Genomic DNA, 3,614 nt, shown 5'->3' on the forward strand with positions numbered 1-3,614 from the left:
GGGCGAGCCGCGGCTGGTGATCGCCGACGAGCCGACCACCGCGCTGGACGTCACCGTGCAGCGGCAGGTGCTGCGGTTGCTCGCGCGAGTCCGCGAGGAGCGGTCGGCGGCGGTGTTGCTGATCAGCCACGACATCACCGTGGTCGCGCAGACCTGCGACCGGGTGCTGGTGATGTACGCGGGGCGGATCGTCGAGGAGCTGCCGACCGCGGAGCTGTTCACGTCGGCGCGGCACCCGTACACGACGGCGTTGCTGGCCGCGGTTCCCGACCTGGAGACGGATCGGGACGCGCCGCTGGCGGTGATCCCAGGCAGACCGCCGGAACCCGCGGAGATCGGGGTGGGCTGCCCGTTCGCGCCGCGCTGCCCGCTGGCCGATCAGAGGTGCCGGGACGAGGAACCGGAGCTGACCCAGGTCGAAGGCGGACATCAGGTCGCTTGCTGGCGGCTCGCGGAGGAAGTCGTGGCAGGCGCCGCAGTGGCGAGCCGAGGAGGGGTGGCGTCTGATGAGTGAGCTCAGGTTCGAGTCGGTCAGCCTGCGGTACGGATCCCTGCGGGCCGTCGACGACGTCAGCCTGACCGTGCCGTCGGGCCAGGTCGTCGGGCTCGTCGGCGAGTCGGGGTCTGGCAAGTCCAGCCTCGCCGCCGCGGCCGTCGGCCTCGTCCCGCCCACCGCCGGCCGCATCCTGCTGGACGGCGCGGACATCCAACGGCTGCGGCACCGCAGGCTGCAGATGGTCTTCCAGGACCCGTACTCGTCCCTCGACCCGCGGATGAGCATCGGCGAGTCCATCTCCGAAGCCATGCCGCGAGGCACCGGCAAGCGCGCCGAGGTCGCCCGGCTGCTCGAACTCGTCAACCTCGATCCCAGCCGAGCCACCTCACTGCCGGCGCGCCTGTCCGGCGGTCAACGCCAACGAGTGGCCCTCGCCAGGGCTCTCGCCGGTCAGCCGAAGGTGATCATCGCCGACGAGATCACGTCCGCGCTGGACGTGTCCGTGCAGGGCGCGGTGCTGAACCTCGTGCGCGATCTGCAACGGCAGCTGGGCCTGTCGATGCTGTTCATCTCGCACAACCTCGCCGTGGTCCGGTACGTGAGCGACCGCATCGCGGTGATGCGGTCGGGCAAGATCGTGGAAGAGGGCCCGGCCGAGCGGGTGCTCGCCGACCCGCAACACAGCTACACGCGTGAACTGCTCGCGGCCGCTCCGTCGCGGCACACCAGCCTGTGGGAGGACGCTTCGTGATCATCGCGGACACGCACAACGACCTGCTGGACGCGATCGTCCACCGGCCCGTCGAACGGTGGGTGCCGCACTTCCGCGACCAATGGCTGCCACAGTTGCACGCGGGCGGGGTGAACCTGCAGGTGCTGCCGGTGTTCATCGACGACCTCTTCCGCCCGGAAGGCGCGCTCCGCCGAACACTGCGCATGATCGAGGCCGCGCACCGCATCGCCGAGGGCAACCCGGACACCGTCGAACTCTGCTTCGACGGCGAGGACATCGACGCGGCTCTCGAATCGAACCGCATCGCTCTGGTGCTGGCGTTGGAAAGCGCTCCTGGCGTCGGCGAGGACGTCGAACTGATCGAAACCCTGTACCGGCTGGGCGTGCGAATCGCCTCGCTCGCCCACTTCGGCCGCACCGCGCTGGCCGACGGCAGCGGCGAGGACGCCACCGGGAGCCGGCTGACGCGTGCCGGCGTCGCCGCGTTCGCCGAGATGGAACGTCTCGGCATGATCTTCGACGTCAGCCACCTCAGCGCCGCGGGCGTCGAGCACGTGCTGGAGCTGGCCACACGTCCAGTCATGGCAACACATTCGTCGGCGCGGGCACTGCGCGACCACCACCGCAACCTGACCGACGACCAGCTCAGGGGCATCGCGGCGAACGGCGGCGTGGTCTGCGTGAACTTCTTCGCGCCGTTCCTGCACGAGTCCGACTTCCGCATCGAGCGGTTGATCGACCACATCGAGCACATCACGGGTGTCATGGGCATCCGGCACGTCGGCCTCGGCCCGGACTTCGTGAAGGAGGTCCTGCAGGACGTCACGCCGCCGTGCTGCGAGGCGCAGTTCATCGAGGGCGTGCCCACCGACCGGTACCTGCCGGGGCTGGAGGGCCCGGCCGGGCTGCCACTGGTCGTCGATGCGCTTCGACAGCGTGGATGGCCGGAAGACGACATCGCCCTGGTCATGGGGCAGAACGTGCTCGACCTGTTCCGCACCGAACTCAAGAGGGGGACCGCATCGTGACCACCATCGAGGACCTGTACGGCTACGCGCTGCCCGAACAGCCCACGCTCTCGCCGGACGGCACCGAGATCGTCTACGTCCTGCGCACCACCGACCGCGAGGCCGACCGGGACGACCGCGCGTTGTGGCGGGTGGCCGACGGCAAGGCGAAGCAGCTGACCAGGGGCAAGTCGGACCAGGCGCCGGTGTGGTCGCCGGACGGGAGCCGCATCGCGTTCCTGCGCGCCCAGGACGGCCCGCCGCAGATCTGGCTGCTGCCCGCCGACGGCGGCGAACCGGAGCAGTTCACGTCGTTGCCGCTCGGCGCGGGTCAGCCGGTGTGGAACGCGGACGGCACCCGGCTCGCGTTCTCGGCGCCGGTCGACATCGCGGACGCCAAGGCACCGATCGCCACGTCCAGGCTCGACTACAAGGCCGACGGTTCGGGCTATCTGCGCAGCGTCCGCGCTCACCTGCACGTGCTCGACCTGGAAAGCCGTGAGGTCAGGCAGGTCACCGAGGGCGACTGGTTCGCCGGCACGCCCGCGTGGTCACCCGACGGCACTCAGCTGGCCTTCACGGGTGCCCGCGACCAGGACGCCGACCTGACCTTCCGCGTGCCGGTGCACGTGGTCGACGTCGCTGGACACGCGGAACCGAAGCTCGTCGGGCTCGCCACCGGTCAGGCCGCAACGGTCGCGTGGACCGAAGAAGGTCTGCTCGTCGCCGGACGCACCACCGCGGACTCCGGACACTTCAGCGTGCTGCTCCTGTCGCTCGACGGCGAAGTGCGCAACCTGTCAGAACCCCTGGACCGCAACGTCATGCCCGGCATGGCGGGGTATCCCGGCGGTCTGCCGGCGCTGGCGGACGGCGAGGTCCTGTTCTGCGCACGCGACCGCGGCTGCACCCAGCTCTACTCGGTCGATCTCGACGGCGGCTCACCTCAGCTCGTCCTCGGCGGCGATTCCCGAGTCGTAGCAGGGCTTTCCGTCGCTTCGGGCAAAGCCGCGATCGTCCTGTGCACACCCACGTCGTACGGCGAGATCGCGACCGTCGACGTGCGCAACGGTGACGTGACCGTCCACACCGAACACAACAGGACCGAGCTGTTCGTGCGGGAAGAGCGCGAGTTCACCATCTCCGACGGCACGGTCGTGCACGGCTGGCTGGTCCGCGACCCGTCCGCCACCGGCCCGCAACCGCTCCTGCTCGACATCCACGGCGGCCCGCACAACGCGTGGAACGGCACCGCCGACCCGGTCCACCTCTACCACCAGGTCCTGGCACAGCAGGGATGGCGTTCGCGCACCTCGACACGGACGGCGACGGGGCCATCAGCGTGCAGGAATACGTCGCGGCAGTGCGGGACTACTAC

The 3,614-nt window shown here is 70.1% G+C and carries 3 protein-coding genes and 1 pseudogene; all 4 read left to right on the plus strand.

What is annotated here, in order from left to right:
- Positions 1 to 514, plus strand: a 514-nt coding sequence (locus ABZX92_RS45455; protein WP_355572328.1) for an oligopeptide/dipeptide ABC transporter ATP-binding protein, incomplete at its 5' end; no start/stop codon positions are given.
- Positions 507 to 1,247: an ATP-binding cassette domain-containing protein gene (locus ABZX92_RS45460; protein ID WP_355572330.1), complete on the plus strand. Its 741-nt coding sequence runs from the start codon at positions 507 to 509 to the stop codon at positions 1,245 to 1,247. The genes ABZX92_RS45455 and ABZX92_RS45460, both read left to right, overlap by 8 nt.
- Entirely contained in the window at positions 1,244 to 2,257 is a 1,014-nt protein-coding gene (locus ABZX92_RS45465) for a membrane dipeptidase (RefSeq protein WP_355572332.1), read from the plus strand. The genes ABZX92_RS45460 and ABZX92_RS45465 overlap by 4 nt, the downstream gene beginning before the upstream one ends.
- A pseudogene (locus ABZX92_RS45470) lies at positions 2,254 to 3,614 on the plus strand (serine hydrolase); the annotation flags it as partial. The gene ABZX92_RS45465 and the pseudogene ABZX92_RS45470, both read left to right, overlap by 4 nt.

Origin of the sequence: Lentzea sp. NPDC006480, from assembly GCF_040611995.1 — a bacterium.
Classification (GTDB): domain Bacteria; phylum Actinomycetota; class Actinomycetes; order Mycobacteriales; family Pseudonocardiaceae; genus Lentzea.

What these genes read in the sequence shown, in the direction of transcription:
- ABZX92_RS45460 (WP_355572330.1), top strand. Translation starts at nt 507, where the DNA reads ATGAGTGAGCTCAGGTTCGAGTCGGTCAGCCTGCGGTACGGATCCCTG.